This window comes from Streptomyces sp. WAC05374 (genome assembly GCF_004353505.1).
Lineage (GTDB): Bacteria > Actinomycetota > Actinomycetes > Streptomycetales > Streptomycetaceae > Streptomyces.
The window spans coordinates 11840-37490 of the sequence record NZ_SMNQ01000031.1; the positions used below are offsets into that span (position 1 = coordinate 11840).

At 72.1% G+C, this 25651-nt stretch carries 27 protein-coding genes and 1 pseudogene; 20 read left to right on the forward strand and 8 right to left on the reverse strand.

What is annotated here, in order from left to right; translation table 11 throughout:
• Position 1 precedes the first annotated feature (1 nt).
• The 7 genes from E2B92_RS31845 (at position 2) to E2B92_RS31875 (ending at position 5853) form a co-directional block, all read left to right on the forward strand.
• A complete protein-coding gene (locus tag E2B92_RS31845; protein ID WP_126884925.1) occupies positions 2-1045 on the forward strand; it encodes an anthranilate phosphoribosyltransferase in 1044 nt (347 codons plus the stop codon).
• A 343-nt stretch (positions 1046-1388) separates the two neighbouring features.
• Complete coding sequence (gene trpA, locus E2B92_RS31850) at positions 1389-2246, forward strand: tryptophan synthase subunit alpha (RefSeq protein ID WP_200836991.1); 858 nt, start codon at positions 1389-1391, stop codon at positions 2244-2246.
• Positions 2243-2617 (forward strand): ectoine synthase, encoded by a 375-nt coding sequence (locus E2B92_RS31855; protein ID WP_126884927.1) that lies wholly within the window; start codon positions 2243-2245, stop codon positions 2615-2617. Before trpA ends, E2B92_RS31855 begins: the two co-directional genes overlap by 4 nt.
• A complete protein-coding gene (locus E2B92_RS31860) occupies positions 2617-3756 on the forward strand; it encodes an acyl-CoA dehydrogenase family protein (protein ID WP_126884928.1) in 1140 nt (379 codons plus the stop codon). The genes E2B92_RS31855 and E2B92_RS31860 overlap by 1 nt, the downstream gene beginning before the upstream one ends.
• A 31-nt stretch (positions 3757-3787) precedes the next feature.
• Complete coding sequence (locus E2B92_RS31865; RefSeq protein WP_126884929.1) at positions 3788-4453, forward strand: transglutaminase-like domain-containing protein; 666 nt, start codon at positions 3788-3790, stop codon at positions 4451-4453.
• Entirely contained in the window at positions 4454-5125 is a 672-nt protein-coding gene (locus E2B92_RS31870; protein WP_126884930.1) for a phosphoribosylanthranilate isomerase, read from the forward strand. It begins immediately after the preceding gene.
• Positions 5122-5853: an indole-3-glycerol-phosphate synthase gene (locus E2B92_RS31875; RefSeq protein ID WP_126884931.1), complete on the forward strand. Its 732-nt coding sequence runs from the start codon at positions 5122-5124 to the stop codon at positions 5851-5853. The genes E2B92_RS31870 and E2B92_RS31875 overlap by 4 nt, the downstream gene beginning before the upstream one ends.
• Positions 5854-5904: 51 nt before the next feature.
• Here E2B92_RS31875 and E2B92_RS31880 read toward each other — a convergent pair whose 3' ends face one another.
• Positions 5905-6489, reverse strand: a complete 585-nt coding sequence (locus E2B92_RS31880; protein ID WP_126884932.1) for a DUF2269 domain-containing protein — start codon at positions 6487-6489, stop codon at positions 5905-5907.
• A gap of 164 nt (positions 6490-6653) precedes the next feature.
• On the opposite strand from E2B92_RS31880, the gene E2B92_RS31885 reads away from it, so the two are divergent.
• The 3 genes from E2B92_RS31885 to E2B92_RS31895 all read left to right on the forward strand — a co-directional run bounded on the left by E2B92_RS31885 (position 6654) and on the right by E2B92_RS31895 (position 8988).
• Positions 6654-7514, forward strand: coding sequence for an NAD(P)H-binding protein (locus E2B92_RS31885; RefSeq protein ID WP_126884933.1), 861 nt, complete (start codon positions 6654-6656; stop codon positions 7512-7514).
• A gap of 86 nt (positions 7515-7600) precedes the next feature.
• A complete protein-coding gene (locus E2B92_RS31890) occupies positions 7601-8071 on the forward strand; it encodes an ester cyclase (protein WP_126884934.1) in 471 nt (156 codons plus the stop codon).
• Positions 8068-8988: an MBL fold metallo-hydrolase gene (locus E2B92_RS31895; RefSeq protein WP_200836992.1), complete on the forward strand. Its 921-nt coding sequence runs from the start codon at positions 8068-8070 to the stop codon at positions 8986-8988. Before E2B92_RS31890 ends, E2B92_RS31895 begins: the two co-directional genes overlap by 4 nt.
• A gap of 89 nt (positions 8989-9077) precedes the next feature.
• On the opposite strand, the gene E2B92_RS31900 is transcribed toward E2B92_RS31895, so the two are convergent.
• The 3 genes from E2B92_RS31900 to E2B92_RS31910 are packed head-to-tail and all read right to left on the reverse strand — an operon-like array spanning position 9078 to position 11261.
• Positions 9078-9965, reverse strand: coding sequence for an NmrA/HSCARG family protein (locus E2B92_RS31900; protein ID WP_126884935.1), 888 nt, complete (start codon positions 9963-9965; stop codon positions 9078-9080).
• Between the two features lie 19 nt (positions 9966-9984).
• On the reverse strand, positions 9985-10857 hold the full coding sequence (locus tag E2B92_RS31905) for an SDR family oxidoreductase (protein WP_235024071.1): 873 nt from the start codon (positions 10855-10857) through the stop codon (positions 9985-9987).
• A complete protein-coding gene (locus tag E2B92_RS31910; protein ID WP_126884936.1) occupies positions 10827-11261 on the reverse strand; it encodes an ester cyclase in 435 nt (144 codons plus the stop codon). Before E2B92_RS31910 ends, E2B92_RS31905 begins: the two co-directional genes overlap by 31 nt.
• Before the next feature lie 188 nt (positions 11262-11449).
• Here E2B92_RS31910 and E2B92_RS31915 point away from each other — a divergent pair, with 188 nt between their 5' ends.
• A complete protein-coding gene (locus tag E2B92_RS31915; RefSeq protein ID WP_126884937.1) occupies positions 11450-12316 on the forward strand; it encodes a class I SAM-dependent methyltransferase in 867 nt (288 codons plus the stop codon).
• Between the two features lie 68 nt (positions 12317-12384).
• On the opposite strand, the gene E2B92_RS31920 is transcribed toward E2B92_RS31915, so the two are convergent.
• The 3 genes from E2B92_RS31920 to E2B92_RS31930 all read right to left on the reverse strand — a co-directional run bounded on the left by E2B92_RS31920 (position 12385) and on the right by E2B92_RS31930 (position 14805).
• Positions 12385-13176 (reverse strand): SDR family NAD(P)-dependent oxidoreductase, encoded by a 792-nt coding sequence (locus E2B92_RS31920; protein ID WP_200836993.1) that lies wholly within the window; start codon positions 13174-13176, stop codon positions 12385-12387.
• Positions 13177-13183: 7 nt separating this feature from the next.
• Positions 13184-14260, reverse strand: coding sequence for a serine hydrolase domain-containing protein (locus E2B92_RS31925; RefSeq protein WP_126884938.1), 1077 nt, complete (start codon positions 14258-14260; stop codon positions 13184-13186).
• 92 nt (positions 14261-14352) lie between these two features.
• Positions 14353-14805: a nuclear transport factor 2 family protein gene (locus tag E2B92_RS31930; RefSeq protein ID WP_126884939.1), complete on the reverse strand. Its 453-nt coding sequence runs from the start codon at positions 14803-14805 to the stop codon at positions 14353-14355.
• A gap of 223 nt (positions 14806-15028) precedes the next feature.
• On the opposite strand from E2B92_RS31930, the gene fabG reads away from it, so the two are divergent.
• From fabG to E2B92_RS31955, 5 genes are all read left to right on the forward strand, one after another.
• Complete coding sequence (gene fabG, locus E2B92_RS31935; protein ID WP_126884940.1) at positions 15029-15814, forward strand: 3-oxoacyl-ACP reductase FabG; 786 nt, start codon at positions 15029-15031, stop codon at positions 15812-15814.
• 45 nt (positions 15815-15859) lie between these two features.
• Positions 15860-16816, forward strand: a complete 957-nt coding sequence (locus tag E2B92_RS31940; RefSeq protein WP_126884941.1) for an aromatase/cyclase — start codon at positions 15860-15862, stop codon at positions 16814-16816.
• A 661-nt stretch (positions 16817-17477) separates the two neighbouring features.
• On the forward strand, positions 17478-18590 hold the full coding sequence (locus E2B92_RS31945) for a bifunctional DNA primase/polymerase (protein ID WP_126884942.1): 1113 nt from the start codon (positions 17478-17480) through the stop codon (positions 18588-18590).
• Positions 18587-20134: a DNA primase family protein gene (locus E2B92_RS31950; RefSeq protein ID WP_126884943.1), complete on the forward strand. Its 1548-nt coding sequence runs from the start codon at positions 18587-18589 to the stop codon at positions 20132-20134. Before E2B92_RS31945 ends, E2B92_RS31950 begins: the two co-directional genes overlap by 4 nt.
• A complete protein-coding gene (locus tag E2B92_RS31955) occupies positions 20131-20532 on the forward strand; it encodes a DUF6009 family protein (RefSeq protein ID WP_126884944.1) in 402 nt (133 codons plus the stop codon). The genes E2B92_RS31950 and E2B92_RS31955 overlap by 4 nt, the downstream gene beginning before the upstream one ends.
• 61 nt (positions 20533-20593) lie before the next feature.
• Here the strand turns inward: E2B92_RS31955 and E2B92_RS31960 are convergent, their stop codons facing one another.
• A complete protein-coding gene (locus E2B92_RS31960) occupies positions 20594-22561 on the reverse strand; it encodes an acyl-CoA dehydrogenase (RefSeq protein ID WP_126884945.1) in 1968 nt (655 codons plus the stop codon).
• A gap of 382 nt (positions 22562-22943) precedes the next feature.
• On the opposite strand from E2B92_RS31960, the gene E2B92_RS31965 reads away from it, so the two are divergent.
• The 4 genes and pseudogenes from E2B92_RS31965 to E2B92_RS31980 form a co-directional block, all read left to right on the forward strand.
• Entirely contained in the window at positions 22944-23636 is a 693-nt protein-coding gene (locus tag E2B92_RS31965; protein WP_126884946.1) for a ScbR family autoregulator-binding transcription factor, read from the forward strand.
• 110 nt (positions 23637-23746) lie between these two features.
• Positions 23747-24979 (forward strand): cytochrome P450 family protein, encoded by a 1233-nt coding sequence (locus tag E2B92_RS31970; protein WP_126884947.1) that lies wholly within the window; start codon positions 23747-23749, stop codon positions 24977-24979.
• Positions 24980-25148: 169 nt separating this feature from the next.
• Positions 25149-25343, forward strand: coding sequence for an acyl-CoA carboxylase subunit epsilon (locus tag E2B92_RS31975; RefSeq protein WP_126884948.1), 195 nt, complete (start codon positions 25149-25151; stop codon positions 25341-25343).
• Between the two features lie 142 nt (positions 25344-25485).
• Positions 25486-25651, forward strand: a pseudogene (locus E2B92_RS31980) (methylmalonyl-CoA carboxyltransferase); the annotation flags it as partial.

Below are 25651 nucleotides of genomic sequence, written 5' to 3' on the forward strand. Positions count from 1 at the left end.
CATGCACGAGGCCGTCGTCTCGCTCATCGGCCGGGACCGTCCGGTGGAGCTTCCGGTGTGGCGGTCGTTCTGGGAGCGGCTCCACGCGGGGGGCCTGCGCCGGGGCGAAGCCACGGCCCTGCTGGCCTCGCTGTCGACGCGGATGCCCGACCGGGTCACCCTGTGCGCCTTCCTCGACTCGCTGGCCGAGCGCCGTCCCGCCCGCCCGGCGGACGCGTTCGGCGGGGCCGTCAACATCGTCGGCACCGGCGGGGGGCCGCGTACCTTCAACATCTCCACGGCAGCCGCGTTCGTGGCCGCCGCGATGGGCGTACGGGTCGTCAAGACCGGTTCGCGCGCCTACACCAGTGGCTGCGGCTCCCTGGACCTGCTGGAGCGGTTGGGGATCGCGCCGACGACTTCGTACGAGCAGACCCAGGACGTCCTTGAGCGGTGCGGCATCGCCTTCGCCGGGTACTTCGTGTACCCGGAGGAGATCGGGCTGCTCGCCCGGGCCGTCGCGCCGCTGGACATGCGGCTGCTGGGTGCGTTCGTCAACACTCTCGGCCCGTTCCTGGCCGACATGCCGGTGGCCGCGCAGGTGACCGGGGTGTCCCGCCCCGAGGCGCTGGAGCCGCTGCGGCACGCCGCCGGGCACACCTCCCGTGCCACCGGCCGGACGGTGTGGCTGGCCGCCAACGACGCGGGCGCCGACGAGCTGCTGGCGTTCACCGCCAACCGCGTACGGGCGTACGAGGACGGCGGCGAGGACGAGTTCACGCTGATGCCCGCCGCCCTGGGCCTGGGCGCCGGTGACCTGGCCGGCCTGGCCCCGGCGGAGGGCGGGGCGCGGGGCGCGGCCGGGCTGTTCCGTGAGGTGCTGGCCGGGCGCGGCGGGCCGGCGGCGACGCAGACCGTCTGCCTCAACGCGGCCGCGCTGGCGGTCGCCGGCCGGCTGACGGGTGACTGGCACCAGGCGCTGCGTGCCGCGCACGCCACGCTGCACGACGGTTCGGCGCTCGAACTGGTCGACCGGCTGCGGACGCGGGAGGTGGCCCATGCGTGACGGTCTCCTCGCGGTCGCCCCGGTGTCGCGTCGCCGCGTGCCCGGCCCGCCGCCGCTTGCGGGGCTGGCGCCGGCCGCCGTGCCGGGGGTGGCTGCCCTGTCCCTGGCCTCGTGCCGGAGCGGGGCGGCAGGGCCGGGCGGGACGCCCGCCCCTGCCCCGCCGGACGCCGCCGGTGCGGGCCGGGGAGCCGCTGTGCGGGCGGCTTCCCGGGGCGCGGACACGGATGGCGCGGGCGGTGCGGGCGGTGGTTCGTACGGCGCCGGTGCGGCTGGTGCCTCTCGTGCCGTCGGTACGAGCGGGACCGCTGGTGCGGGCGGGGCCGGTGCCGCTTCGGGGGCCGCTGTGCGGGCGGCCTCCGGGGCGGGCGATGCCGGGGCCGGGTTCTTCGCGGGGCGGCGGCCCGGGCGGCCGGGGCTGGCCGTGTTCGTCAACGCGGGCGACCCTCCGCTCGACGTGCTGCCGGACCTCGCGGCGATGCTCGACGACAGCGACGTCGACTGCCTCGAACTGGCCGTCCCCTTCCCCGACTCCGTCACCGACGGGCCCGTCATCCGCCGGTCCGCCGACCGGGCGCTGGCCGGCGGGGTCACCCTGCCGGCGGTCCTGGACGCGGTGGCCGCGCTGCGGCCCACGCTGCGGCGGCTGCGCATCGCGCTGCTCGCCGACTGGAGCCACACCGTCAAGGGCACGGACCTGGGCGACTTCGCCCGGTCCGTCGCCGGCGCCGGCTGCGACGGACTGCTGCTGCACGGGCTGCCGCCCCGGCTGCGCGCGGCGCACTACGAGGCCGCCGACCGGGCCGGACTGCCCCTGGTGACCACCTGCTACGCCGTCTCCGGCCCCGCCACCGTCGCCGAGGCGGCCCGGCACGCCTCCGCGTACCTGTACCTGGTCGCCCACTACGGCCGCAGCGGCACCACCGCCGCACCGGACCGCGAGCGGCTCGGCACCGTCCTCGGCAGGCTGCGCGGGGCCACCCGCGCCCCGCTCGCCGTCGGCTTCGGCGTCCGTACGGGGGCCGACGTCGCCGCCCTCGAGGCGCTCGGCGCGGACGCGGCGGTCGTCGGCAGCGCGGGCGTGGCCCGGATCGAGCAGGCCCTGGAAACCGGGCGCGACCCGGTGGAGGAGTTCGCCTCCTTCGTCGCGGAGCTGCGCCGCCCCACCTCCCACCACCGTACGAACGAAGGAACCCACACATGATCGTCCGCAAGCTCGACAGCGTCCGCTGCGTCGACTGGGGCAACGGCCTCAGCCGCCGGTTCCTCACCGAGTCCGACGGCCTCGGCTACACCGTCACCGACACGATCGTGCGGGCCGGCACCAAGTCGCGGCTGGAGTACCGCCGTCACCTGGAGGCCTGCTACTGCATCGAGGGCAGCGGCGAGATCGTCGACATGGCCGGCGCCTCCCACCCCATCACGCCGGGCACCCTCTACGCCCTCGACAAGCACGACGCGCACTGGCTGATCGCCGGCCCCGACGAGGACCTGCGCCTGGTGTGCATGTTCACCCCCGCGCTGCGCGGCGACGAGGTCCACAACCTCGACTCGCCCGAGTTCTCCCAGTACTGATGATCACGTGGACCGACGACCAGCGGCGGCTGCGCGACGGCCTGGCGCCGCTGCTGGACAAGCTGAGCGCCGGGCACGTCGAGCGTGACGCCGAGGCCGCCTTCCCGCGCGAGCAGTGGGACCTGCTGCGCGCCTCGGGCATCCTTGGCCTGCCCTTCGAGGAGCGGTGGGGCGGGCTCGGACAGGACCTGCTCACCACGATGTACGTGCTGGAGGGGCTGGGCCTGGGCTGCCGTGACGCGGGGCTGAACTTCTCCGTGTGCAGTCACCTGGTGAGCACCGGCGTGCCCCTGCACCGGTTCGGTTCGCCGGAGCTGAAGGAGCGGTACCTGCCGGGGCTGTGCTCCGGCGACCTGATCGGCGCGCACGCCATCAGCGAGCCCGACAGCGGGTCGGACGCGCTGGCGATGCGCACCCGTGCCGTGCGCGACGGCGACGACTACGTCCTGACCGGCGGCAAGACGTTCGTCAGCAACGGGCCCGTCGCCGACGTGGTCACCGTCTACGCCCGTACCAGCGACCGTCCAGGCCCGCTGAGCATCACCGCGTTCCTCGTCGACCGGGACACGCCCGGCCTGACCGTCGGGCGGCCGGTCGCCAAGATGGGGCTGCGCACCTCGCCGCTGTGCGAGCTGTACTTCGACGGGTGCCGGGTGCCCGCCTCGCGGGTGGTGGGCCGGCCGGGCGGCGGCTTCCTCGTGCTGGACCACGTGATGCGCTGGGAGATCCTGTGCTCCTTCGTCATCAACGCGGGGGAGATGCGCCACCGGGTGGAGCGCTGCGCCGAGTACGCCCGTACCCGCACCCAGTTCGGGCAGCCGATCGGCTCGTACCAGGCGATCTCCCACAAGATCGTTGACATGGAGATCGGGGTGGAGACGGCCCGGCACTGGCTGTACTCCACCGCCCGCAAAGTGATGGCGGGGGAGAACGTCACCCGGGACATCGCCGTCGCCAAGCTCGTCACCAGCGAGGCCAACGTCGCCTCCGCGCTCGCCGCCGTGCAGATCTTCGGGGGCAACGGCTACATGGCCGAGTACGGCATCGAGAAGGAGCTGCGCAACTCGGTCGCCGGGACCATCTACTCCGGCACGTCCGAGATCCAGCGCAACCGCATCGCCTCGATGCTCGGCCTGTGATCACCCTACGACGGAAGCGGAACACGCCACCATGACCCTCCAGCCCGCCCTGGCAGCGACCGAGTTCATCGACCACCACAGCGACGAGGTGCGCGACTTCGTCGGCCGAGCGGTCCCGGCGACCGCCACCACCCCCACCGAGCGGGCCGTGGCCCTCTACTACGCGGTGCGCGACGGCATCCGTTACGAGGTGTACGGCGCCGACTTGTCCCGCCGGGGGCTGCGCGCCAGCCAGGTGGTGCGCACCGGCTCGGGCATGTGCCTGCACAAGTCGGTCCTGTACGCGGCCGGTCTGCGCGCGCTCGGCATCCCGGCGCGCCTGGTGCTGACCGATGTGCGCAACCACCTGGCGTCCGAGCGGCTGAAGGAGCTGCTGGGCGGGGACGTCTTCCACCAGCACGGGCTGACCTCGGTGTGGCTCGGGGGGCGGTGGGTGAAGGCGACGCCGGTGTTCAACAAGACGCTGTGCAAGCTGTACCGGATGGCGCCGCTGGACTTCGACGGCACCGCCGACAGCCTGCACCACCCCTTCGACCTGAAGGGGCGGCGGCAGATGGAGTTCCTGCGCACGCACGGCGAGTTCGACGACCTGCCCTACGCGTGGGTGATCGACGACCTGCGGGCCGCGCACCCGAGGCTGTTCGAGGGCGGGGAGGACCGGTTCGCGCGGGGTTCTCTCGTGGCCGAGGCGGCGTAGGTGCTGGTCAAGATCTGCGGCGCGACGACCGCCGCCGAGGTACGGGGCGTCGCGGACGCCGGGGCGGACCTGATCGGGCTGTGGCACGGGGTGCCCGGGGGGCGGGCCGACCTGTCCGCCGGGCGGCTGGCCGCTCTCGCGGCCGAGGCGCGGGCCACCGGGCGCCTGGAGGCGGTGCTGGTGACCTTCGGCCCGGACGCCGGGGCGCTGGCGCGTCTGGTGGGCGGGCAGGGCCCTTCCTGGGTCCAGTTGCACGGCTACCAGCCGCCCGGCATGGTCCGCGCGCTGCGGGAGCTGGTCCCCGAGGACGTGCGGATCGTCAAGGTGCTGCACGTGGAGGGCACCTCGTGCGTGGAGGCGCGGCTGATCGGCGCGTACGAGCGGGCCGGCACGGACGTCTTCCTGCTGGACGCGGTCGGCGCCGGCGGGCGGGTGGGCAGTACGGCGGTGAGCCTGGACGACTCCACGGTGACGGCGCTGGCCGACCGCATGGAGCGGCCGTTCCTGCTGGCGGGGGGCTTGCGCGCGGACAACCGGGACCGGTTCGCCGGGGCCCTCGCCCACCCCCGCTTCCTCGGCATCGACGTGGACTCGGCCGCCCGCGGGGACGACGGGCTGCTGGCCCGGGCGCGCGCGGAGGCGGTCAGCCGTGCCTGGAGGGAGGCCTCATGACGTTCACCGGTGCGCTGCTGTCGGCCGCACGTCCCGTGATCATGGAGGTGAAGCTGCGGGACGCCGACGGTGCCGACCTGCTGGGCCCGCGTTCGGTGGCGGAGGTCGTCGCCGGGTACGAGGAGGCCGGCGCGCCGTGCGTCTCGGTGGTCACCGGGCGGTGGTTCGGCGGCAGTGAGGAGCTGCTGCGCGAGGTCGCCGCGCTGACCCGGCTGCCGCTGCTGCGCAAGGACTTCGTCACCAGCAGGCGCCAGCTCGAGCGCAGCCGCGACCTGGGTGCCTCCGCGGTGCTGCTGACGGTGAAGGTGCTGCCGGCGGGCGTTCTGGAGCGGCTGGTGGAGCACGCGCTGGGCCTGGGGCTGACGCCCTTCGTGGAGGTGGCCGACGCGGCGGAGGTGGCGGCGGTACCCAGGGCGGCGGAGTGTGTGGTCGCCGTCAACAACAAGGACATCGCCACGCGTGAGCGGCTGCCGGGCGACCTGGGCCGCGGTGCCGCGCTGCTGCCGGCCGTGCGGGCCACGGGGACCCGGTGCGCGGTCAGTGCCAGCGGTATCGCCGACCCCGCCGACGCGGCGCGGCTGCTGGACGCGGGCTTCCACGGCCTGCTCGTCGGTACGGGGCTGCTGCGTGCCGGGCACCCGGCGCCCTGGTGCGCCGCGCTGGACGCTGCCCGGGCGCGGCGCGTGGCGCCCCTGGACAGCGTCCGGCCCGCCCTCCGGTCCGCTTGAACGGGCGGGCAGGGGCGGGCCGTACGGGCGGCCGGTGGCGCGGGACGCTTGTCAGGTACGGCGCGGCCGGGCGGTGGCGCGGCGGCCGCGGGCCGTACGGCCCCAGGGCTTGTACACCGAGATGACCGCCGCCGCGGTGAGGAGCACGAACAGCGCGGGCACGCTCCACACCAGGAAGTCGGCGGGCCAGCCGGGGCGCGGGGGAGCGCCGCCGGCCTCCGCCGTGTTCTCGGTGGCCTTCATGACGATGGGGTGGATGACGAACCACGCGAAGATCGTCATGAACAGGGTGATGACCCACTTGGCGATGATCCACCAGTGCAGCAGCAGGCCCCACGCGGTGCCGCAGGACAGCAGGATGCCGGAGATCGACGCGGTGACGCTGAAGACCGTGACGCTGGTGTCATCGAACACGTACATGGCGTAGTAGACGCCCTTGGCGACGGCCGCGTCGTCCGTGGTGTACCCCATGAGGGCCAGGACGGCCATGGACAGCGACAGGCCGACCCAGCCGACGGAGGTGACGACGTGGACGGCCAGGGTCAGCTTGCGGCCCCGGCGGCTGAGTTCGAATTTCTTCTTCTTCCTGGCGTCCTGATGTCCGGTCTTTCCGGGTGCGGTCGTGGGAGCGGACAAAACGCTGCCTCGCCTTCGTGTCCTGTGGGGAGTGGTGGCCGATGTGATGGTTCCCCCTTCCGCTTGAGGCGGGGTCGAGGCGGTCGACCGCCTCTCCGGGCATCCTCCAGTGCCGTTCCCGACGCTGGGCAGCACTTACTGGCCAACGAACTCGTGGAGCAGGCGTGACAGTTCTGGTGACAGGTGCAACAGGATCGGTCGGCCGTCATGTGGTGGAGCGGCTCGTGGCCGAGGGTGCCACGGTGCGGGCGCTGACCAGGAACCCGGCCACCGCCGGGCTGCCGGACGGCGTGGCCGTCTTCGAGGGCGACCTGACCGACCCCGGCACGCTGCGCGCGGCGCTGCGCGGCGTGGAGCGGCTCTACCTCTTCCCGGTGCCGGAGACGGCCCGCGAGGTCGTCGCGGCCGCCAAGGAGGCCGGGGTGAGCCGCATCGTCGTGCTGTCGTCGTCCTCCGTCCTGGACGAGTCGGGCGACAACCACAGCGGCGAGTACCACCGTGCCGTGGAGCGGGCCGTGGAGGAGTCCGGCATCGACTGGACGTTCGTGCGGCCCGACGAGTTCGCCACCAACGTCCTGTGGAAGTGGGGCCACTCGATCCGCACGGAGGGCGTGGTGCGCGCCCCGTACGGCGACGCCCCGCGCGTCCTGATCCACGAGGCGGACGTCGCCGCCGTCGCGGTGGCCGCGCTGCTCCAGGAGGGGCACGCGGGCAAGGCGTACGTGCTGACCGGCCCGGAGGCGATCACCCAGGCCGACCAGGTGCGGGCCATCTCCGGTGCGCTGGGGCGGGAGATCCGCTTCGAGGAGATCACGCCCGACCAGGCCCGTGAGCTGATGGGGCGGGCCATGCCCGCGCCGGTCGTGGAGATGGTGCTGGGCTACCTGGCCGACGCGCTGGTCAACCCGCCGGCGGTCGCGGACACCGTCGAGCGCGTCACCGGTGTGCCCGCCAGGACCTTCGCCCGGTGGGCGGCCGACCACGCCGCCGACTTCGCCCCGGCGGCCGGAGAGCTGGCCGCGTGACCCCCGGCGCCGGCTGTGGCCCAGGGCACGGCCCAAGTGCTGCCGCCGCGCCGAATCCCGTTCACCCCTACGCGAAGGAATTCACCATGTCCTCGACGCTGACCGAGCAGTCGGTCCGGTCGGTCCCCTCCGGCCTGTCCGTGCAGGAGCGCAACAAGTGGATCGCGCTCGACTGCGCCGCCGCCTGGAACCGCTGGGACCTGGACGGCATCCTCAAGTACTGGGCCCCGGACATCAAGCACTTCTCCGAGGACCGTCCCGTCGACACCCAGCAGATGATCGGCGCCATGCGGGGCGGCCTGGCCGCCTTCCCCGACCTCCACCTGGACGTCAGGAGCGCCGTCTCCGAGGGCGACCGGGTGATCCTGCGGATCACCGTGACGGCGACGCACCTGGGCGAGTTCATGGGCAAGGCGCCGACCGGCAAGAAGGTCACCTGGTTCATGCTGGAGGAGCTGCGCTTCGACGACGCCGGGCGGATCATCGAGCACTACGACGTCTTCAACTACATGCCGATGCTCAAGGAGCTGGGCTTCGTCCCCTCGGACGTGCTGTGAGCACGCCCACCGCCCTCACGGGGGAGCTGACCGAGGTCGCCGACGGGGTGTTCGCGTTCGTCCAGCCCGACGGCGGCTGGTGCCTGAACAACGCGGGCCTGGTCACGGGTGACGACGGCCGCGGTGTGCTCGTCGACACCGCGGCGACCGAGGCCCGGGCGCGGCGGCTGCGCGAGGAGGTGCTGCGCGTCGCGGGCACCCCGCCGCGCACGCTGGTCAACACGCACTTCCACGGCGACCACACGTTCGGCAACCACCTCTTCCCGGAGGCCGTGGTCGTCGCGCACGAGCGGACGCGCTCCGACATGGCGGCCGCCGGGCTGCACCTGACGTCGCTGTGGCCGGACGTGTGCTGGGGCGACATCGAGCTCGCCCTGCCCGAGGTCACCTTCCGCGACGCGCTCACCGTGCACGCGGGCGGGGTGCGGGTGGAGCTGCTGCACCTGGGGCCGGCCGCGCACACCACCAACGACACGGTGGTGTGGCTGCCGGCCCAGCGGGTCCTGTTCACCGGCGACCTGGTGATGTCGGGCGTGACACCGTTCTGCGTGATGGGGTCCGTCGGCGGTTCGCTGGACGCCCTGGAGCGGATGCGCCGGCTGGACCCGCTGGTGGTGGTGCCCGGTCACGGGCCGGTGGGCGGGCCGGAGGTGCTCGACGCCAACGAGGCGTACTTCCTGCGGCTGCGCGACCTGGCCCGGCAGGGGGTGGCGGAGGGGGTGAGCCCGCTGGAGCTGGCGCGCGCCACCGGTCCGGGGCCGTTCGCGGACCTGCTGGACGCCGAGCGGCTGGTGCCGAACCTGCACCGGGCGTACGCGGAGGAGCGCGGCGCGGCGCCGGGGGAGGCCCTGGACGTCCCGGCGCTGTTCCGGGAGATGACGGAGTACCACGGCGGGCTGCCGGTCTGCCGGGCCTGACCGGGCGGTGCGGGCATGCGGGCAGCGCGTCGGCGGCCCTTCCCCGGGTGGGGGAGGGCCGCCGACGCGTTGCGGGGGGGTGTGACGTCTCAGACGTCGATGCCCTTGAGGTAGGTCGCGAACGTCTGGAGTCCCGGGTGCGCGGCGCGCAGCGCGGGGATGTCCGCGCGGTAGCCGTGCTCCTGGAACCACTCGAACATCAGGGCGATCTCGGGGGCGTTGGGGATGTACGGGTTGCCCGCCACCGCGTCGAGCGGCAGTTCCTCGAAGCGGGCCGGCAGGCCGCTGCGGGCGGCGAACGCCTCGGCGACCTCGGTGGCCGTCAGCTCGTCGCCCGCCAGTTCCACGGCCCGGCCCAGGTACTGCTCGGGGTGGTCGAAGGCCTCGGCGGCGAAGTAGCCGATGTCGTCGACGGCGATGAACTGCACCCGGGTGTCCGGCTTGAGCGCGAGCTGCACCACCAGTGTCCCGTCGACGTTCTGCGGGCCGTGCGCGGCGAAGTTGTCCATGAAGAACGTCGGGCGCAGTACCGTCGTCGGCACGCCCAGTCCCTCGAGGTAGCGCTCGATGTGGCGCTTGGAGTCGAAGTGCGGGACACCGCTGTCGCGCTCCGCCCCGCCGACCGAGCTGTAGACCACGTGCGCGACCCCGGTGGCCTTGGCCGCCCGGGCCACGGCACGGCCCTGGCGGACCTCGCCGCCCAGCCCCTTGGGGGTCATGAAGTTCTGTACGGAGAAGACGCCGTGGACGCCCTCCATGGCCGCGCGGAGCGACGCCTCGTCGTCGAGGTCGCCGGTGACCAGCCGCACGCCGAGTGCGGCGAGCGCGCGGGCCGCCTCGGACCGCGGGTCGCGTACGAGGGCCGCCGTGTCACGGCCGCGCCGGACCAGTTCGCGGGCGGTGGCGCCGCCCTGGAGGCCGGTCGCGCCGATCACCAGGAGGGGGCCGTTCGTGCCGGTCGTCGTGTCGTTCGCCATGTCTGCTCTGTGCCTTTCCTCAGCCGAACAGCGCGGCGTTGGCCGCCGCCCAGGCACGGTACGGACGGGGGTCGCGGCCGGTGAGGTCCTTCACGGCCGTCGTGGGCGTGGCCCACGGCACCTTCGGGCTGTGCAGCGCGGCCACGTTGCTGACGGCCGCCGGGCGGTCGCCGGTGATGCCGGCGAAGACCTCGACGACCTCCTCCTGGGGCGCGACCGAGAAGGCCAGTTCGCGGCCCAGGACCTCGCCCAGGATGCGGGCCTGCTCCTCGGAGGTGAGGATTTCGCCGCCCGTGAGGACGTACGCCTTGCCGCGGTGGCCGTCCTGGGTGAGGGCGGCGACGGCCGAGGAGGCGATGTCGTACTCGTCGATCGGCGCGCCGGGGTTGTTCCCGATCCAGCAGCGCACGGCGTCGTTCTCACGGACGGTCTTGATCCACCACGAGGTGTTGGCGTGGAACGGGCCGGGGCGCAGGAACGTGGTGGCGACGCCGGACTCGGTGATCGCCTCCTCGGCGGCCCGGTGCTCGTCGGCGATGCCGTGCGGCAGCGGGTGCAGCACGCTCGCCGACGACAGGAAGACGATGTGCTCGACGTTCGCGGCGGCTGCGGCCTTGGCGATGTTGCGGGCCTCTCCGGCCACATCGCCGGACAGCACGACGAGGGCGGAGGTGACGCCCTCGAACGCGGCGGCCAGCGAGGCGGGGTCGGCCGGGCTGCCGGCGACGACCTCCACGCCCTCGGGCAGGCCCGCCTCCTGCGGCTTCCTGCTCAGCGCCCTGACCGGGCGGCCCTGTGCGGTGAGCTGCTCGACGGCCTCACGGCCGACCTTGCCCGTCGCTCCGGTGACGAGGATCATGGTCAGGCCCTCCAGCCCTGCGGCTCGGGCCACGGCGAGCCGAGCTGACGGTAGGTGCCCTGGTAGTCGGGCCAGTCGCGGTGGTCGCGGATCTTGCCGTCGACGAAGCGGATGAGGTGGATCTGCTCACCGGAGAAGCGGCGGCCGGTCGGCGCCATGCCGACGAGGTCGCCAATGTGCCGGCCGTACAGGACGAGGTTCGCGCGGACCCAGTCGCCGCGCTCCTCCAGCAGCACCTCCTCCAGGTGCGCCTCCTCGGAGAACGTCATGCGCAGCCACTTGACAGCCATCGCGAAGGAGTCGGGACCGCGCAGGTCCATGTGCTCCATCGTCGCCGGGTTGAGGTATTCCGGGTGAATGTATTCCGCGACGTCCTCGGTTTTACCGGTGTTGTACGCGTCGATCATGCGGCGCACAGCAGCTATTTGGCTACTCATCGAATTCCCCTCCACGGCGGCCTCCAAGGGCGGCGGCTACTGGCCGTATTCTGTGTGCGGACGACCGGGCCGGGCAAGGGAAGAATTCCCGACTCCCTTTGTTCTCCAGGTATATGCGCGGTGCCCGTCCACCGGTTCTCCATGAATCCTCCAGCTCCGCGCGTGGCGAGGGCCGGACCATGTGGCACATGGACACGGACACAGCGACCTACAAGACGAAAGTCACCGCCGCCTTCAACGGGGCCGCGGCGACCTACGACCGGCTCGGGGTGGAATTCTTCACGCCGATGGGCGAGCGGCTGGTGCGGTTCGCCGACCCGCGTCCCGGCCAGCGGCTCCTGGACGTGGGCTGCGGCCTGGGCGCCACCCTGCTGCCGGCGGCCCGGCTGGTGGGCCCGGACGGCAGCGCGCTCGGCATCGACATCGCCGAGGCCATGGTCGAGGAGGCCGGCCGCGAGGCGGCGCGGCAGGGCATCGGCAACGTCGAACTGCGGGTGATGGACGGCGAACACCCCGACCTGCCCGCCCGCTCCTTCGACCTGGTCGTCGGCTCCTACAGCGTGATCTTCCTGCCGGACGCCCGTGCCGCGCTCGCCCGCTACGCCGGGCTGCTGCGCGACGGCGGCCGGATCGCCTTCACCAGCCCGGTGTTCACCCGCGACACCTTCCCGTTCCTGCCGCCGCTGTTCACCGACCTGATCCCGATGTCGCTGCTGGAGCACCTGCCGCCCGCCTGGCACCCCGAGCAGCTCCACCGGCAGCTCCACTCCTGGCTGGAGGACCCGGCGGACCTCACGGCGGCGCTGCACACGGCCGGTTTCGGTGACGTCCGGGTCGTCGACGAGTCGGTGGACATGACCGCCCGCTCCGGCGAGGCGTGGGTCGACTGGTCCCACACCCAGGGCATGCGGCTGCTGTGGCAGCACCTGCCGGCCGGTGAGGCGGCCGCGCTGCGCGCCCGGCTCATCACGGCGCTCGACGCCCTGCGCGGCGACGACGGCCTGATCCACATCGACGTGCCCGTCCGCTACGTCACGGCCACGGTCGCCCGCTGACGCACCCCGTCCATGGGTGAGGCCCCCCGGGTTTCCGGGGGGCCTCACCCATGTCCGCGAGCCGTGTGTCACGTCACGGACAGCGCGCCGTCCACCGCCAGGACGGTGCCGTTGGCGTAGGCGGCCTCCGGCCGCGTGAGCTGGACGATCCACCAGGCGATGTCCTCGGGGCGGCCGACCCGGCCCGAGGGCACGCGCCCGGCCATCTCGCGCAGGAACGCCTCGTACGCCTCCGGGGGCATCCCGGCCCGCACGCCGACGCCCGTGTCGACGACGCCCGGCGCGATGCCGACCGAGCGGATACCGCGCGGGGCGAGCTCGACGGCCCAGGTGCGGGTGAGGAAGTCCAGGGCCACCTTGGCCATGCCGTACACGGAGTTCTCCGGCCACGCCCGGCGGCCCAGCGAGCCTGCCGAGCTGACGTTGACCACGACACCGCCGGTCGCCTCCAGGGCGTCCAGCGCCCGCTGGGTCAGGAAGACCGGGGCGATCAGATTGGTGCCGAGCTGCGCCCGTACGGCCGCGCGGTCCAGCCCCTCGAGGGAGGCGAATCCGGTGACGGCCGCGTTGTTGACCAGGACGTCGAGCCGGCCGAATTCACGCAGCGCGGTGGATACGATGAGTTCCGGTGCGTCGTGGTCGTGAATGTCCGCCGCGAGAACGCGAATGCGGTCGTGTCCGTCCGCGGTTTCCTTGAGCGTCGATTCACTGCGGCCGACGACGAGGACGTGGGCGCCGCTCTCCGCGAATGCCCGGGCCGTCGCCGCTCCGATTCCCGTACCGCCGCCCGTGACGATGACGGCCTTTTCCACCGTCTCGTCCGGGCCGTTGTCCGCAGCCTTTCCGGAAGAATTGGTCACCGGGACCTCACGAGCACAGGGCGATGTTGACGCCACGGATGACGGCCTGCTCGGCGTCCGGCCCGAAGTCCTTGTCGCCGATGGTGAACGAGAGCTGGACGCGGGCGCTCAGGTCGCGGGTGGTGGCCGCGAAGGTGGCGTAGCCGGGGATGCCGGCGCCGTGGCCCCACAGGTCGAGGTCGTCGTCGTTCTCGAGCTTCATGATGCCCAGGCCGTAGCCGATGCCCATCGGAAGGTTCTCGATCATCTCGGGCGGCAGCGGGGTGGTCATCTCGGTGAACTCCGGCTCGTTCAGGAGCTTGCCGCTGAACAGCGCGGAGAAGAAGCGGTCGAGGTCCGCGGTGGTGGAGATGATCTCGCCCGCGCAGCCGGCCTCGGAGGGGTTCATCAGCGTGACGTCGACCGGCTCGCCGCCGATCTGCATGTAGCCGCGGGCGTGCGGCTCGGGGATGTTCGGGTCGTCGCCGGGCAGGACGGTCTCGTTCAGCCCGAGCGGCTCCAGGACCCGCTCGCGGATCTCGTCGCGGTAGGAGCGGCCGGTGACCTTGTTGATGAGCAGGCCGACGATGAAGTAGTTCGTGTTGCAGTACGCGAACTTGGTGCCGGGCTCGAACTCCAGCGGCTTGGCGGCCGCGATGGCGATCAGGTCCTCGGGCTCGTAGTGCTTGTAGCGGTCGCGCAGGAAGCGGTCGCCCGGCTTCTGGAACGAGTCCATGTAGTTGTACAGGCCGCTGGTGTGCTGCATCAGGTTGCGGATGGTGATCTTCTCGCCGTACGGCAGCAGACCCGGCAGGTAGCTCTCGACGCTGCGGTCGAGGTCGATCCTGCCCTCCGCGACGAGCTGGAGCACCACGACGGCCACGAACGGCTTGGTGATGCAGGAGATGCGGAAGCGGCCGTCGGCGGGGACGGGACGGTCGGTACCCAGCTCCGCGATGCCGGACGTCACCACGAAGGCCTCGTCCCCCCGGGCGACCCGGAACTGCACGCCTGCCGCTCCGGCTTCGACGAGCCGGTCGGCGGCGCCCTGGACGGCCTGCTGGAGGGCCGAGACCTCCGGCCGGGCGATCGTCGTCTGCGTCATGTCGGGAAACCCCCATCGGGTGGCAGTCGGTTCTTTTGGCAGAGGCTGACCGGCCGGGGTGGAGAGGCGGCCGGGCGGTGGTGGAGCGCCGCTCAGGCGAGGTCGTCGCGGGTGACCGTACGCGCGGAGACCCGCAGCTCACCGTCCTGGCGGACCAGGACGTCCTCGCAGACGCACACGCGGTGCACCCGGGACTCGCCGCCGATCTGCGAGGCGTACACGATGGCGTAGGAGCGGACCTCGACCGCGCCGTCGGGCCGCGGGCGGACGTCGAACATGCCGATGAAGTGGCGGTGGCGCTGGCCCTCCGCGGCGAGCTCGGCCGCGGCCCGGCTGGTCGCCGCGATCAGCCCGGCGTGGCCGCGCACCGGCTCGGGGAGGGTCGGCACGGCGAAGGTCGCGTCCTCGGTGAAGGTCCGCGCCCACTGCTCGGCCTCGCCGAGGTCGAGGAGCTGCATCTGGTGGGCGTAGAACTGCTGGACCTCCGCGTGCAGGGCAGCGGACCAGGCGGCGGGGGTCGGGGCGAGCTCGGGTGCGAGCGTCATGGCGTCTCCGTTCGGTCGATTCGGCCGTCCGCCAGCCTGGCCGGGGCCGGTCGCACGCGGTTGGAACATCCCTCAAGCCCGTCCCTGGCGGCCGCCACGGCGGCAGGGGTTATCACGGCGTGATAACCCGGGCCGGTGCCACGGGGGTTGAGCCGCCTTCCGCCGCACCTCGAGCGGCACGGGACACGGTCGGAGTCACCAAGGCGCTCCTGGAAGGAAACCGATGACGACAACGACGAAGCCCGTCGCGCTGATCACCGGCGGAACGAGTGGTATCGGCCTGGCGGTGGCCCGCGAACTGGGCCGCCGGGGCCACCAGGTCTTCCTGTGCGCGAGGACCGAGCAGCAGGTCAAGCAGACCGTGGAGGACCTCCGCGAGGAGGGCATCGACGCGGACGGCGTCGCTGCCGACGTCCGGTCGCCCGAGGCGGTGACGCGGCTGGTCGCGGCCGCCGTCGAGGCGTACGGCCCGATCGGCATCCTGGTGAACAACGCCGGGCGCAGCGGTGGCGGCCCGACGGCCGACATCACCGACGAGCTGTGGTACGACGTCATCGACACCAACCTCAACAGCGTCTTCCGGCTGACCCGCGAGGTGCTCAAGAAGGGCGGCATGAGCGACGCGCCCTACGGCCGGATCATCAACATCGCCTCGACCGCCGGCAAGCAGGGCGTCCTGCTGGGCGCCCCGTACAGCGCCTCCAAGCACGGGGTGGTCGGCTTCACCAAGGCGCTCGGCAAGGAGCTGGCCCCCTCCGGCATCACGGTCAACGCCGTGTGCCCCGGCTATGTCGAGACGCCCATGGCCGAGCGTGTGCGCCAGGGCTACGCCGCCGCCTGGGACACCACGCAGGAGTACGTCCAGGAGCAGTTCGAGGCGAAGATCCCGCTCGGCCGCTACTCGACCCCCGAGGAGGTCGCCGGGCTGGTCGGCTACCTGGCCACCGAGACGGCCGCCTCCATCACCGCGCAGGCCCTCAACGTCTGCGGCGGGCTCGGCAACTTCTGAGCGGCGCTCCGCGAGCGCCTCGACCACGAGAGAAGGGTAGTGAAGGTGTCGGCTGAACAGGTTCACCGCACATCGCACGACGTGGAGATCGCCGCACCGGCGGCGGTCGTCTACGGGTTCATCGCGGACACGGAGCGGTGGCCGCTGTTCTTCCCGCCGAACGTGCACGTGGAGCGGCTGGAGTTCGACGGCACCAGCGAGCGGCTGCGCATGTGGGCGACCGCCAACGGGGCGGTCAAGTCCTGGACGTCGCGCCGGACGCTGGACCCGGCCGCGCGGCGCATCGAGTTCCGCCAGGAGATCCCGGCCGCCCCGCTCACCGGGATGGGCGGGACCTGGATCGTGGAGGACCTGGGGCAGAACTCCTCCCGGCTGACCCTGCTGCACGACTTCACGGTGGCGGACGACCGCCCCGAGGACGTCGAGTGGGTCGACCGGGCCACGGACACCAACAGCCGGGCGGAGCTCGGCCGTCTCAAGGCCCTCGCGGAGCGGTGGGGGAGGCTGGACGAGCTGGTGCTGTCGTTCGAGGACAGTGTGCGGGTCAACGGCCCGGCGGAGCTGGTGTACGACTTCCTCTACCGCGTCGGCGACTGGCCCGAGCTGGTCCCGCACGTCTCCCGCCTGGACCTCACCGAGGACACCCCCGGCGTACAGGTCATGGCCATGGACACCCGAACCGCCGACGGCAACACCCACACCACCGAGTCCATCCGCATCTGCTTCCCCCACGCCGGCCGCATCGTCTACAAACAGACCGCCACCCCCGCACTGATGGACGCCCACACCGGCGAATGGACCGTCACCCCCGACGAAACCGGCGTCACCGTCACCTCCCAGCACAGCGTCGTCCTCCGCGAAGACACCATCCAACACGTCCTCGGCCAGGGCGCCACCCTCGAACAGGCCCGGCGCTACGTACGCGAAGCCCTCGGCCGCAACTCCACCGCCACCCTCAACCTCGCCAAGCAGCATGCCGAGGCGGCCGCCGTCACCCGGTGACCCGGCGGCTCGGCGACCGGGCCCCGGGAGGCATCCGCTTCCCGGGGCCCTCGTCATGCCGGTGAGCGACCCAAGCGACTCAAGCGACTGAACCCGGGACTCCTGTCGGCGTTCTGCCGTGGTGGGGTGCAGTTCCACTGCACATCTGCTGCACAGTCGCTTGAGTCGCTTCGGTCGCTTGGGTCGCTGACCCGGTCCCGGGAGGCGTCGGTCGCTGCTCGGTCGCTGGGCCCGGAAGGGCCCCTGGGGGCACAGCGACTGAAGAAGAGCGACTGAAGCGTTTCTGGGTCGCTCGTGGGTCTCAGGAAAAAGCCCAGGTCAGAGGGGGCTTGTTGGCCGATCAGCGACTGAAGCGACCGAAGGTCCGGGTATATCAAGACATTCGCGCGTGCGCGTGTATGCGCGTGCGCGTCATATATAGAGGCCTTGAGTCGCTTCAGTCGCTGTTTTGGCTTGCACAGGGCGTCTGACGTGCTGTTTCTTGGAGCTACTCAAGGAGCTACCGAAGGAACTCCAGTCGCTGCCGGTTCGTTGCTTCAGTCGCTGGCGGTTCCCACCCCGACACGACGGGGTGTTTCTCCCCCAGAGACCCCCGGGTCACCAGAGCTTCGCTAATCTATGTTCGTCGTTGAGTCGCTTCGGTCGCTGATGGGGGATGCGCATGGCTCATGAGCTGTGGGTTTCGCGCAGCGACTCAGGGCAGTCCGACTCCTCGCCCGTCGTCGCTCCGCAGAGCCTGGCGATCGCCAGGTGGTGTGCCAGCCGTGGCTGGCCGGTCCACCCGCTGGCACCGGGGCGCAAGACCCCGGCGGCCAACTGCGAGGCGTGCCGCCGGCCCGGCCACACCCACCAGGGATGCGCCTGCCTCCAGGCTGGTCGCTGGTGCCACGGATTTCACGCGGCCACTCTGGACTTCGCCCGGATCGAGCAGTGGTGGGCCCGCAACCCCGGCCTCGGCGTCGGAGTCGCCTGCGGCCCCGCCAGCCTGGTCGTCATCGACATCGACGCGCACGAGCAGCAGCCGCCCGAGCGCGACCGCCTGCTGCCCGGCATCCCCATCCCCGCCGGCGTGGACCTGGTCGGACTGGCCAACGGCTTCCACATGCTGGGCGTCCTGGCCGCCCTGCGGGGCGCCACCAGCCCGGCGGACGACGACACCACCCTGCGGGTGCGCACGCCCTCCGGAGGCCTCCACGTGTGGTACCGCGCCCACAGCAGCCACCGGTGGCAGTGCTCCACCGGGTCGGGCGGCGGCCGCGCCCTGGCCTGGCAGGTCGACGTCCGGGCCCACGGCGGCTACATCGTCGCCCCGGGCACCACGACCCCGGCCGGCACCTACACGCCCGTCGGCCCGGTACGCGAACCCGCGCCCCTGCCCAACTGGCTGGCGCACGAACTGGACCGTACGGGGCACCTCCCGCCCGCCCACGTGCCCGCCCCGCGGCCCGTGCCGCCCCGGGCCCGCCAGGCGGTCATCGCGGCCGGAGGGGGCCGTCACGCGGCCGGCAGGGCCCTGGCGACCGTGCTGGGGGAGGTGGCCGCCTGCGCGGCCGTCCCCGAGGGCGCGGCCTTCTCCGCCAAGCTCAACCGCGCCGCCTACACCGCCGGGGGACTGGTCGCCGCCGGGCACCTGACGGCCGGTGACGCCGAACAGGCCCTGCGGCAGGCCGCCGAACAGGCCCGCCCCGGGCAGGAGCGCCGCTACGGCGCCATCATCCGCAGCGGCCTCAACGCCGGTTCGCTGCGGCCGCTCTCCCCGGGGGGCCGCGCATGACCTCCCGCAACGACAACGCCCTCTTCGACGCCCAGGCGGTCGCCGCGCAGATCCTCGCCCAGGTCCCCGCCCCGCTGCCCGCCCAGGGCGGCGAGTCCACCGTCGGCCACACGCCCCCGGCCGAGACGCCCCCCGCCGGCGAACCGGCCGGAGGTGAGGCGACCGCCGCGGGCCTGCTGCCCGACACCCTCACCGACCGGGGCAACGCCAAGCTGTTCGTGAAGCTGTACGCCAACGACTACCGGCACGTCCCCGGGCTCGGCTGGTACCGCTGGGACAGCACCCGCTGGCAGATCGACGAGGACGACACCGTCATCTGGGCCGCCGGGGACCTGGCCGAGAGCATCGCCTCCACCGACCCGCGCGGAGTGTTCACCGGCTCGGCCCTCCAGCAGCACCGCCGCCGGGCCCTGAGCACCAGCGGCATGAACGCCATGCTCACCCAGGCCAAGGCCGCCCCCGGCATGGTGCTCAACGCCGCCCGCCTCGACGCCGACCCGTACGCCCTGTGCACCCCGGCCGGGATCGTCGACCTGCGCACCGGGCTGATCCGCACGCCCGACCCCGACAAGGACTTCCACTCCCGCTCCACCAGCGCCGCGCCCCAGCCCATGCCCACGCCGCGCTGGCACCGGTTCCTCACCGACACCTTCGGCGAGGACGCCGACGGCGCGGAGATGGTCGACTTCCTGCACCTGCTGCTCGGCTACTCGATCACGGGAGACGTCGGCGGACAGGTCATGCCGTTCCTGTTCGGCTCCGGCAAGAACGGCAAGTCCGTCCTGCTGGACGTCCTGATGAAGCTGCTCGGCGACTACGCCGACGCCGCGCCGCCCGGGTTCCTGATGTCCCGCCCCTACGAGGGCCACCCCACCGACCTCGCCGAACTGCACGGCCGCCGGGTCATCGTGTGCAGCGAGGTCAAGCCGGGGGACAAGTTCGACGAGGCCCGCGTCAAGCTCCTGACCGGCGGCGACCGCATCAAGGCGCGCCGCATGCGCCAGGACTTCTTCAGCTTCCAGCCGACCCACAAGCTGTGGCTGCTGGGCAACCACCGCCCCGAGGTCGGCACCGGCGGCTTCGCCTTCTGGCGCCGTATGCGGCTCATCCCCTTCGAGCGCGTCGTCTCCGACGACCGCAAGATCGACAACCTGGCGGACATCCTGGTCACCGAGGAGGGCCCCGGCATCCTCAACTGGCTCATCGAGGGTGCCCGCCGCTACCTGGCCGGGGAGAAGGACCTCACCGGCCCCGAGCGGGTCCGCATCGCCACCACCGCGTACGCCGAGACCGAGGACCACACCGGGCGCTTCATCAGCGAATCGTGCCGAATCGACCCGGATCTGCGCGCGGAACAGGCAGCGCTCTACGCGGCGTACAAGTCCTGGTGTCACAATGAGGGGGCACCGGCCATCTCGTCCCGTGCCTTCGCGGCCAGGGTCCGTGAGGCGGTGGGGCTGGCGTCGCCGAAGGAGATGATCCTGTCCAACCAGCGGAAGTACTACCCGGGCATCGGACTGCTCGCTGACCAGGAGACGGCATGAGCGCCCTCATCGCAGAGGACGAGATCATCCACGAGGTCGACCTCGTCTGGCTCGAGGACATCGGCGACCTCGACTACGTACGACAGAGCCTCGACCGGCTGCCGACCCGCCGTGGCAAGCCCGCCTACCACCGCGACGGCCGCATGGTCGGGTACGCGCTGCTGGGGCCCGGTGCCAAGCCGTCGCGCTCGTCCGGCACGTTCCGTCGCCGGGTCTTCTGGCTGCTTCCGCACGACCGCGACAGCGAACCCGACGGTCTGTACGCCACCGGCGCCCCGGCCGAGGCGGTCGACCCGCGCACGCTCGCCCCGTGCAGCAAGGGCCGCAAGACGGCCCGCTCCGAGGGAGGTCCTCCCTCGTCGGCGATGCGGGAGCTGGGCATAACCCTGCCGCTGTGAGCGGCAGGAATCCCGGCCTGGCGGGGCCGGGTTCCCCCCGTGCCTTCCCCTCGCCCCCTGTTCAGCCCCCGTCGACCAGACGGTCGAAGTCGTCGGCGCAGGAGCTGTTGGCCACCGGTACCGAGGCGAGGTACTCGGCCGGCAGGTCGAACGCGTCGACCAGCGTCATCATGTGCGGCGCGAGCTCGGCCGTCACGGCGTCGAGCGCCGCGGGCAGAGCGCGCACGTGGTCGGCCGTCATGTGGCCGTCGGCGAGCAGGTCGCCGGTGTGCTCGGTGAGCTGGTGCAGCAGGAACAGCCGGCAGAGCTGCTCGAGGAGCGTGCGGGCGGTCGGGTCCACCGCCTGCTCGATCGCGTCGGCGAACGCGTCGGCGGCCTGGAGCGGGGCGTGGATCGACACCATCTTCAGCGCGGAGGACGAGGCGGCGTTCCAGCGCCCCAGGGAGTTGCCCGCGGGGCCCTGGCGCAGCTCCGCCCGCGCCCGGGTCTGCCACAGCGACTCCGCCTCGGCGAGCAGCCCGCGCAGGAAGCCGAGGTCGCTCAGCGACCGCGTCTCCTGGGCGCTCGGGTCCTGCCCGGACTCGGCGTGCCGCTCGGTGCGGTGCTGGAAGAGCATCTCGCCCGCGGCCTTCAGCCAGATGACGAGGTTGTCGCCCTCCGCGGTGATGGCGCCCTCGAGGTTCAGCGGGAAGTCGGCGAGCGCGTTGACGGAGAACAGTCCCTGAGCGCCGCACCGTTCACGGCACTCGATGGTGATGGCCCGCGCCTGCCAGGTGATCCAGCCCTTGGTGATGGCGACCAGGCGCTCGGTGGCGTCCCGGTCGGTGTGGTCGTGCCGCGCCCAGCGGGAGACCACGCTGCGGTGGAGGAACGTCATGGCGTACGCGGTCGCGAGGCCCTGGAGCAGCCGGCTGTAGTGGCTGCGGTGGGCGATCAGCGGTATGCGCTCGCCGGCCTTGGGGCCGCTGATGTGGCGGTGGTGGGCGTGGCGTACGGAGATGGCGAGGGCGGCCCTGGTGACGCCGATGCCCGCGGCGCTCATGCAGAGCTTTCCGGCGGTGACGCGGCCGATGGAGTGCAGGAACCGCTTGCGGCGGCTTCCCAGTGAGCTGGAGAGCACGCCCTGCTGGTCCAGGCGTCCGTGTTCGGCCTCGAGCAGCGCTTCGCGGGGCAGCCGTACCTGGTCGAACGAGGTGAGGCAGTGGTCCACGGGGCTGCCGGTGCGGGCCGGGAGGCAGCGGACCCGGATGCCGGGCAGGGTGCCGGTGGCACCGCTGAGGGGCGTGAGGAAGAGGAAGATGCCCTGGTCCTCGCCGTCCACGAGGAGCCGGGCGGCCACCAGGGCGCTCTTCGGCCCGCCGGTCAGGCTGGTGTTGGGCATGAACTTCTGGGCGCCCGGGGTCGGCGTGTGCAGGACGAACTCACCGGTCTCACGGTCGAGCGTGGCGGTGGTCCGCAGCGAGGAGGCGTCGTTGCCGTGGTCCAGCTCCGTGCAGAGAAACGTTCCTGTGCGCCGCATCGAGGAGTACTCGGACAGGTCGCGGCCGTCGGCGCCGTCGTGGTCGAGGAGGCTGCCGAGGAAGAGGTTGTAGTGGATGCCCGCCAGGGTGCCCAGTGCGCCGTCGACGACCCCGGTCCACTCGTGCAGGCTCGCCAGCAGGTGCGGGTCGCGCGCCAGGTCGGCGGCCTGGCCGACGACGCTGTTGACCTGGCGCAGACGGTTGTAGGAGAGCGCGGTGCGCTGTTCGGGTGTCAGGCCGGGCCGGTGGCGGAAGTCCTCGGTGGAGATGAGCCCGCGCCAGGTGCTGTGGACGCGGTCGCGCTCACCGCGGTCGAAGAGCAGGTAGGTGAGGTCGCCCGTGGTGGTGTCGGCCGAGCCGGCCGGGGGGCAGGCGGCGGGCACCGGTGCCACGGGGGCGAGGTCGAAAGGGGACGCGTCGACGGGTCTCGCCTTCGGGAGGGCGATGTCCGGGTGATCGAGGACCCCCGCGCGCTGGGGGGCTTGCTTCTGGAACGTCAGCAGGGTCATGGCCTCTCCGCGTACGCCGGTCCGAAAAAAACACGAAGCGCAGGGCCCTAAAGATACGTACCCACCGGTTTTGTTTCAAGAATTAGCCACGGTTGATAAGTGACCTGCGTCACAGAGAACGCGGCGACCTGGGGCGCCCCTTGCCAGGCTCCAGCCCAATTGACAGGGGTGATTCCGCTTGTCTGGCCGGTTGCGCAGGGTCATTGCGAAACCGGCCGGAAGGTTTTATTCTTGATCCGTCCACACGCGGCCCCTCGGGGGCATGGTGCGCCTGGCACATGACAACGGCGCTCTTGAGCGAACCATGGAGGTCTCCGCCGCTAAGATACGTACCCGCCGGTTTAGTTTCCGCCGCCGGCCGATAGCCGTATGGAGGTCAAACATGGCGCGCCAGGAGCGAGCCATCCGGACTCGACACGCGATCGTCGCCGCATCCGCCGAAGTGTTCGACGAGGTCGGCTACGAAGCCGCGACCATCTCGGAGATCCTCAAGAGGTCCGGAGTCACCAAGGGCGCCCTGTACTTCCACTTCACCTCCAAGGAGGAGCTGGCGCAGGAGGTACTGGCGAGCCAGCTCAGGGCGGTGCCTCAGGTGCCGACGGGCGACCTGACCCTGCAACAGGTGGTGGACGAGTCATTGTTGTTGTCGTACCTGCTCAACAGGGGGGACTCCCTGGTCCGCGGCAGCATCCGGCTCACGGTGGACCAGGGCTCACCGGCGGACGGACTCGACCGGAGGGTCCCGATGCAGGCCTGGATCGACCACGGCGTGGCGCTCTTCGGCAAGGCGAAGGCGGACGGGGAACTCCTCCCGCACGTCGACGTCGACGCCGTCGCCAAGATGTTCGTGGGCGGTTTCACCGGCATCCAGATCCTGTCGAACATCCTGACCAGGCACGCGGACATCACGGAACGCGTGGCGGATCTCCACCGGACCCTGATGACCGCCATCGCGGTCCCCGGGGTGCTCGTCCGGCTGGACTTCTCACCGGACAGGGCGGCGCGGGTGTACGAGGCGGCCATGGCGCAGCGCCGGGAGCAGGAGGCCCTGGAGGCGGCCGGCGTGGACGGCTGACGACCGCGGGCACGCGGTTTCACGGGGGGAAGGGGACGACACACGACGGTCCCCTCGTGCGCAAAGACATGGAACGTGACTGATCACGACGAACCGATCGGAGTGCACGGATGGAAACGACTGCTTGCCCGTACGCGCTGGACGCCATGGGCCGGGACCTCGCCGGTGAGGCGGCCATGCTGCGCCGGCAGGGTCCCGCGGTCCAGGTGGAGCTGCCGGGTGGCGTGATGGTCTGGGCGGTCACCGCCCACCGGTACGTCAAGCAGTTGGTCGCCGACCCGCGGGTGTCCAAGGACGCCCAGCACTGGCCCGCCTTCGTGGAGGGGCGCATCACCGAGGAGTGGCCGCTCTACTACTGGGTGGCGGCGCAGAACATGCTCTTCGCCTACGGGGAGCGGCACGCCAGACTCCGCCGCCTGGTGGCGGGCGGGTTCACCATGCGGCGCACCGAGAACCTGCGGCCCCGGATAGCCGAGGTCGTCGGCGAACTGCTCGACGACCTCGCCGCCCGGCCCGCGGGGGAGCGGACCGACCTGCGCGCCTCCTTCGCCAAGCTGCTGCCGATGAAGGTGATCTGCGCGCTGTTCGGCGTCCCGGAGAGCGACACGGACACCCTGTGCGCCGAGGTGGACACCACCTTCAACACCATGGCGACGCCCGAGGAGACGACGGCGTCCCAGATGAAGGTCTTCCAGATGCTGGGCGACCTGGTCGCCCTCAAGCGGGAGCAGCCCGGCGACGACCTGACGTCCGCCCTGATCGCGGCCCAGGACGAGGGCAAGGGGCTCACCGAGGAGGAACTGGTGGGCACCCTGAATCTCATGATCGCCGCGGGGATGGAGTCGACCGTCAACCTCATCGGCAACGCCGTCGCGGCGCTGCTGTCCCACCCCGAGCAGCTCGAGCACGTCCGCTCCGGCCGCGCGGACTGGGAGGACGTCGTCGCCGAGACGATGCGGACCCGCAACCCCGCCGCGTACCTCCCGCTCCGTTACGCCCTGGACGACATCGACCTGGACGGTGTCCTGATCGCCAAGGGCGACCCCATCCTCGTCTCCTTCGGGGCGCCCGGTCTCGACCCCGAGCAGTACGGGGACGACGCCGACGTGTTCGACCTGCTGCGCACCGACCGGCGCGAGAACCTGGGCTTCGGGCACGGTGTCCACTACTGCCTGGGGGCCCCGCTGGCCAGGCTGGAGGCCACCGTGGCCCTGGCGGCGCTCTTCGACCGTTTCCCCGGCATGGAGCTGGCGGCGCCCGTGGAGTCGCTGGAGCCGGTGCCGTCCTTCATCGTCAACGGCTACACCGCGCTCCCCGTGGTGCTGAGGCCGGAAGCACACTGAGGACGCGCCCCCACGGACCGCTCACGAGAGCTCCGCACCCCGGCCCCGGGGTGCGGAGCTCTCGTGCGTCGCGGGCCGTTCCACCGGGCCCGCCCGCCTGCCTTCGAGCGGAGTCCGAGCACTCCTTGAGCGCCGCGACCGACCGTAGCCGGAACACCGAGGAGGAACTGTGGGCGCTGTGAGAGACGCGGGTGCGGTGCTGCGCGTGGAGCGCGGGCGGCCGACCGACGAGGAGCTGGCCGCGGTCGCTCTGACGCTGATGTCGCTGCTCGGCGAGCGGGACCGGGACACGCCGCCGGAGACGGGGCGCACCACCGCCGGGTGGCGCCACGCCGCGTACCAGCCACCGCATAGCTGGCGGTGACCGTGGAGGGGTGTGTGCCGACGATGACCTCAGATAGTCGCGGCACTCTACTTATAAACCGCATGAGCGGTTTGTTATTCTGACGATCGGTGATCCGCCGCGCCTGCGCTGACGGACGGAACGGAGTGTCGTGACGATCATGATGAATCCCGTCGAGGAAGACGTGGTCCGGTCGGCGGACGCCCGTGGGCGTGTGGCCGAGCTGCACGCCCTGCGTGAGGAGGCGCTGCGTGGCCCGAGTGAGCGGGCGACCGAGGCGCAGCACGCGAAGGGCAAGCTGACCGCGCGTGAGCGGATCGAGCTGTTGC

Excerpts from the sequence above, each read along its gene's own strand:
- E2B92_RS31845 (WP_126884925.1), top strand. The coding sequence starts at position 2 with ATGCACGAGGCCGTCGTCTCGCTCATCGGCCGGGACCGTCCGGTGGAG.
- E2B92_RS31855 (WP_126884927.1), top strand. The coding sequence starts at position 2,243 with ATGATCGTCCGCAAGCTCGACAGCGTCCGCTGCGTCGACTGGGGCAAC.
- E2B92_RS31860 (WP_126884928.1), top strand. The coding sequence starts at position 2,617 with ATGATCACGTGGACCGACGACCAGCGGCGGCTGCGCGACGGCCTGGCG.
- E2B92_RS31865 (WP_126884929.1), top strand. The coding sequence starts at position 3,788 with ATGACCCTCCAGCCCGCCCTGGCAGCGACCGAGTTCATCGACCACCAC.
- E2B92_RS31875 (WP_126884931.1), top strand. The coding sequence starts at position 5,122 with ATGACGTTCACCGGTGCGCTGCTGTCGGCCGCACGTCCCGTGATCATG.
- E2B92_RS31890 (WP_126884934.1), top strand. The coding sequence starts at position 7,601 with ATGTCCTCGACGCTGACCGAGCAGTCGGTCCGGTCGGTCCCCTCCGGC.
- E2B92_RS31900 (WP_126884935.1), bottom strand. The coding sequence starts at position 9,965 with ATGGCGAACGACACGACGACCGGCACGAACGGCCCCCTCCTGGTGATC.
- E2B92_RS31910 (WP_126884936.1), bottom strand. The coding sequence starts at position 11,261 with ATGAGTAGCCAAATAGCTGCTGTGCGCCGCATGATCGACGCGTACAAC.
- E2B92_RS31915 (WP_126884937.1), top strand. The coding sequence starts at position 11,450 with ATGGACACGGACACAGCGACCTACAAGACGAAAGTCACCGCCGCCTTC.
- E2B92_RS31925 (WP_126884938.1), bottom strand. The coding sequence starts at position 14,260 with ATGACGCAGACGACGATCGCCCGGCCGGAGGTCTCGGCCCTCCAGCAG.
- E2B92_RS31930 (WP_126884939.1), bottom strand. The coding sequence starts at position 14,805 with ATGACGCTCGCACCCGAGCTCGCCCCGACCCCCGCCGCCTGGTCCGCT.
- fabG (WP_126884940.1), top strand. The coding sequence starts at position 15,029 with ATGACGACAACGACGAAGCCCGTCGCGCTGATCACCGGCGGAACGAGT.
- E2B92_RS31945 (WP_126884942.1), top strand. The coding sequence starts at position 17,478 with ATGGCTCATGAGCTGTGGGTTTCGCGCAGCGACTCAGGGCAGTCCGAC.
- E2B92_RS31950 (WP_126884943.1), top strand. The coding sequence starts at position 18,587 with ATGACCTCCCGCAACGACAACGCCCTCTTCGACGCCCAGGCGGTCGCC.
- E2B92_RS31955 (WP_126884944.1), top strand. The coding sequence starts at position 20,131 with ATGAGCGCCCTCATCGCAGAGGACGAGATCATCCACGAGGTCGACCTC.
- E2B92_RS31960 (WP_126884945.1), bottom strand. The coding sequence starts at position 22,561 with ATGACCCTGCTGACGTTCCAGAAGCAAGCCCCCCAGCGCGCGGGGGTC.
- E2B92_RS31965 (WP_126884946.1), top strand. The coding sequence starts at position 22,944 with ATGGCGCGCCAGGAGCGAGCCATCCGGACTCGACACGCGATCGTCGCC.
- E2B92_RS31970 (WP_126884947.1), top strand. The coding sequence starts at position 23,747 with ATGGAAACGACTGCTTGCCCGTACGCGCTGGACGCCATGGGCCGGGAC.